Consider the following 5007-nt stretch of genomic DNA (forward strand, 5'->3'; position numbering starts at 1 on the left):
CAAGGACAGCCGAGTCAAAGAGGCTGTTTTGTGCGAGTGAATCGGGGGCGTTGAAGTGGCGCATGAGTGAAGGTGTGCCTTCTTGTACCAGCTCCCCGAGGCATGATCAAGCACCTTGGACTTTTTGCGCTCGCGTCTTAAAAGGCGTGGAGAAATCCGGGAACAGGATTACCGCCGTTATTTTCGAGAACGGGAATCGGGTTGAGGCGAAGATGTTCATCGACGCCAGCTATGAAGGCGATCTGATGGCCCAAGCGGGTGTTTCATTCACCATCGGTCGCGAGGATAATTCCAAGTATGGCGAGACAATCAACGGCTTCTATATTCCACAGCGTAATAATTTCAAATCCCCGCTGGATCCGTATCGCACCCCTGGCGATCCCAAGAGCGGCCTGCTGCCAGGCATCCAGTCCGGCCCACTTCCAGAGCCCGGCACGGGGGATAAACAAGTGCAGGCTTATGGTTTCCGCATGTGCGCCTCGGACGCACCCGATCGACGCCCTTTTCCCAAACCAGGGGATTTTAATCGCGACACCCATCTGTTACTGCTGCGCTATCTCAATTCCAAATCCGATTCCTTTTGGAATTTCGCCTATTCACGGGGGCCGATGAAGCTCAACCGCGGGGACTGCAACAATGCCGGGCCGATGTCGATTGACTACGTGGGGGAAAGTCGGGGTTGGTGTGAGGCGGATTATGCCACTCGCGAGCGCATTTTTCAGAAGCATGTCACCTATCAGCAAGGGCTGATGTGGGTTATGGCCAACGACCCCGAAGTGCCCGCGCTGGTCCGAAAGACGGTGGGGAAATTTGGCCTGACCACCGAAGAATTCAAAGAAACCGATGGCTGGCCACATGAACTTTACGTGAGAGAAGGCCGCAGAATGATCTCGGACTACGTGATGACACAGGCAGACTGTTCTAGCCAGCGTGTTGCGCCTGACAGTGTCGGTTTGGGAAGTTATATGATGGATTCCCACTTTTGTTCCAGAATTGTGGCCAAGGGAGTGGTTAAGGCTCAAGGCGGTCTGGGCATGAAGATACCGAAGCCCTATCCGATTAGTTATCGTTCCATCGTCCCCCGGGAGTCGGAGTGCGCAAACCTGCTGGTGCCGGTCGCACTCTCCGCTTCGCACGTCGCTTTCAGCAGCATCCGCATGGAGCCAGTCTTCGGCATTCTAGGGCAGTCCGCAGGCACTGCCGCCGCGTTAGCCATTGATACTGGAGTGCCGGTGCAGGAGCTTGATTACGCGCGACTGCGCGAGCGCCTGCTTCAGGATAAACAAAGGCTGCTCTGGAATGGGGAAGTTCCAGCCCCGACCAAAGAACCGTAAATTGAAGACCATGAAACACGTCCTCACACTCCTCACCGCCCTGCTGCTCGCGCCGCTGGCGGCGCTGCACTCCGCCGACTCTTCAGCAAAGAAGCCCAACATCCTCTTCATCCTCACCGATGACGAAGGCCTCAGCGATGTCGGGTGCTATGGCTCCGACCGGTTCAAAGGCAAGACGCCGAATGTTGATGCACTCGCTGCGACGGGTGTGCGGTTCACGCATGGCTTCGCGCCGCCGCTGTGTTGCCCGTCGCGCACGACGCTCAACACGGGGCGCTATCTTTTTCGCAACGGTGCGCTGAGTAACACTTCACCGCACATTCCCTCCGCGAAGGATGAGCCGTCGCTCGCACGCACTCTGAAGCAGGCGGGTTACGTCACCGGCATGGCGGGCAAGTGGCGCCAGATGAGGGATACGCCGGGCGAGTGGGGCTTTGACGAATGGCTCACCGATCCGTCCGGCACTGGTTGGTTTTGGGAGAAGAGCTACGTCAAGAACGGCCAGACCATCGAGACACCGGAGCCGGTGTATTGCCCCGATGTGTGCATGGATTTCACGCTCGATTTCCTGCGGAGGCATCGCGAGCAGCCATTCTATTTCTACTTCCCGACCCATCTCGTCCACGGCCAGATCCATCGCACGCCCGATAGCAAACCGGACACGAAGAAGTTCTACAACGACGACATCGCCTACGCGGACAAACAAGTCGGCCAGATCGTGGCCGAACTCGACAAGCTCGGCCTACGCGAGAACACGCTCATCGTCTTCAGTGGCGACAACGGCAGCGTGCATCCCGACAAAATCAACGGTCGCATGATTGACGGCCACAAGCACACACTGCTCGAAGGCGGCAGCCGCGTGCCACTCATCGCGAACTGGAAAGGCACCACGCCCGCAGGCCAGGTCTTGAACGACCTCGTGGATTTCAGCGACTTCTTCGCGACCTTCGCCGAACTGGCTGGAGCAAAAATGCCCGAAGGCGTGACCTTCGACAGCCACAGCTTCGCGCCGCAACTGCGCGGCGAACGCGGCACACCACGCGAGTGGGTCTTCGTGCAACTCGGTGCCGAATGGTATGTCCGCGAGCAAAGCTTCAAGCTCATGCACAACGGCGAGCTGTTCGACATGAGCGACGCGCCCTTCGCGCAGAAAGCCGTTCCCGCCGAGTCAGCGAGCGCCGACGCCAAAGCCGCCCGTGTGCGCCTGCAAGCCGTCCTCGACCAACTCAGCCCCGCTACCGGAAAGACTGATTCTGCTGCGCCGAAGAAGGGCAAAGGCGGCAAGGGAAAGCAAAACGCAAAGACTGAAACGAAATGACACACGCCCTCACCCTCCTCGCCGCCCTGCTGCTCGCACCGCTGGCCGCGCTCCACGCCGTCGAGCCGCCACTCAACGTCCTGCTCATCACCGCCGATGACCTCGGCTATGAGGCCATGGACTTCCTGGATGGCAAGGTGCCGGATGTCACGCCGAACCTCAGCAAGCTCGCTGCCGAGGGCCTCAGCTTTCAGCATGGCTTCGTCAACAACGCCATTTGTTGTCCGAGCCGCAGCATCATCGCCACGGGACGCTATGGACATAACAGCGGGCTGTTTGGCTTCAACAAGCTGAGCAAGCCGATCCCGACGGTGTTTGGCACGTTCCAGAAGGCGGGGTATCTCACCGGCGTTCTCGGAAAGGTCAGTCACTCCACGCCTGATGCGGCGTTCAAGTGGGACTACGTGCACGATTACGCGGAACTCGGCGCGGGTCGCAGCCCGACGAAGTATCACGGCTTCGCGCAGGAGTTCTTCGCCCGCAGCAAGTCGGAGAACAAACCCTTCTACTTCATGGTCAACTCCCATGATCCGCATCGCCCGTTCTACGACCCCAACGGGCGCAGCAAGAATGGCGAGGAAGTCCCTTCGCGGCTCTTCAAGCCCGAGGAGATGGTCATCCCGAGCTACCTCGCTGACCTGCCGAAAGTCCGCGAGGAATACTCGCATTACTTCAACTCCGTGCGCCGTCTCGATGACACCGTGGGCCGCGTGCTCCAGGCGCTCGATGACGCCGGACTCGCCAGCCGCACGCTCGTTGTTTTCATCACCGACAACGGCTCATCGTTTCCCTTTGCCAAAGCGAACACCTATCTCGCGAGCAATCGCACGCCGATGCTCGTGCGCTGGCCGGGCGTGACGAAACCCGGTTCCGTGGACAAGACGCACTTCGTCTCCGAGGTCGATTTCTTCGCCACCTTCATGGACGCCACGGACCTGCCCATTCCCAGCGGACTCGACGGACGCTCCATGGTCCCGCTTCTCAAAGGTGGCGAGCAGGACGGACGCGATGTCGTCTTCACTCAGATCGACTACACCATCGGCGGCCCGCCCAAGCCGATGCGTAGCGTGCAGGACGCGCGCTACGGCTACATCTTCAACGCCTTCTCCGACGGCCAATTCAAATACAAGAACAACAACGAAGGCCTGACCTTCGCCGCGATGGAGGAAGCCGGCAAAACCAATCCCGCCATCCAGGCGCGCGTGGACATGTTCCGCTATCGTGTGCCCGAGGAGTTCTATGACCTCGAAAAAGATCCCGGCTGCACGAACAATCTCATGCACGATCCGCAGCACCAAGCTCTCCTGAAAAAGTATCAAGATCGCCTGCGCCAATGGATGATCGAAACCCACGATCACTGCCTCGCCTCCTTCGATGTCCGCGCCAATCCCGCACAACTTGCCCAAGCCGTAGCCAGTTACCCAAAGCTCGACAAATCCGGCGGCACTGCGACCGAAGCAGGCGAGGAACCCGAAGCCAAACCCGCCGCAACCGACGACAAAGCCGCGAAGCGCAAAGCCAACCGCGCGGCGAAGAAGGAAGCGGCAGCTAAGGATGCGAAATGATGAAATCGAACCTCGGACTCATCGCCGCAATTGCGCGTGGTGCCGCTGGCTATGTATGCCGAGCGATGACGCGCCCGTGGTAGGCGAGCAGATGAACGGCAAGTGGAAGAAGACGGTGAACGTTAACGATCCCATGATGCCCGTCGCCTGGACTTGGCAGCGACCCGTTGGTGCCAAGGGCCGGGTCTTCACCAGCACGATTGGCGGCGCGAAGGCGAGTGGCAGTGACTTTGCGAATGAGGCGATGCGCCGGATGCTGGTGAACGCCTGCTACTGGACGCTCGGTCTGGAGAATGCGATTCCACCGAAGGCGGACGTGACGCCAGTCACGGTGCCCCATCCCTTCAAGCGGGGCGTCAGGGTGGGACCGTGAAGCGAAAGTCTTTTTGAGCCATCGCATTTTCTCGCGGCAAGTCCGCGCCTTGATGACGTGTTATTAGCGTCATCATGAACTTCTCTCTCCATCGCCGAAACTTCATCGCCCGCGCGGCCAGCACGCTGCTGGGAGTGCATCTGCCGCGTGTGTTTGCTGCGGATGCCAAGCCCGCGAGCACCGCGAAGGCGAAAAACATCATCTACCTCTACATGGACGGTGGCATGAGCCACATCGACACCTGGGACCCGAAGCAGGGCACGACGGCCGGGCCGACGAAGGCGATCAAGACTAGTTCTGCTTTGTTAGGAGGTTGAAGCCTTCGCCGGAGCAACTTTTTCCCGTTTGCGTTGGCGTTTGAGGGCGTTGGCTGCCGCACGACGACGTTTCTCGTGGCGACGCTCGATGCGCTCGATC

At 59.5% G+C, this 5007-nt stretch carries 5 protein-coding genes; all 5 read left to right on the forward strand.

Translation table 11 applies throughout. The features are described 5' to 3' along the window. On the forward strand, positions 1-1334 hold a 1334-nt coding region (locus tag ACKVY0_RS17040; protein ID WP_409216028.1), incomplete at its 5' end, for an FAD-dependent oxidoreductase. 10 nt (positions 1335-1344) lie between these two features. After that, complete coding sequence (locus tag ACKVY0_RS17045) at positions 1345-2652, forward strand: sulfatase-like hydrolase/transferase (protein WP_409216029.1); 1308 nt, start codon at positions 1345-1347, stop codon at positions 2650-2652. Continuing rightward, a complete protein-coding gene (locus ACKVY0_RS17050; protein ID WP_409216030.1) occupies positions 2649-4217 on the forward strand; it encodes a sulfatase in 1569 nt (522 codons plus the stop codon). Before ACKVY0_RS17045 ends, ACKVY0_RS17050 begins: the two co-directional genes overlap by 4 nt. A 55-nt stretch (positions 4218-4272) precedes the next feature. After that, positions 4273-4590, forward strand: a complete 318-nt coding sequence (locus tag ACKVY0_RS17055) for a hypothetical protein (protein WP_409216031.1) — start codon at positions 4273-4275, stop codon at positions 4588-4590. Between the two features lie 74 nt (positions 4591-4664). Next, complete coding sequence (locus ACKVY0_RS17060; protein WP_409216032.1) at positions 4665-4907, forward strand: DUF1501 domain-containing protein; 243 nt, start codon at positions 4665-4667, stop codon at positions 4905-4907. Positions 4908-5007 lie beyond the last annotated feature (100 nt).

Origin of the sequence: Prosthecobacter sp. (genome assembly GCF_046154365.1) — a bacterium.
Classification (GTDB): domain Bacteria; phylum Verrucomicrobiota; class Verrucomicrobiia; order Verrucomicrobiales; family Verrucomicrobiaceae; genus Prosthecobacter.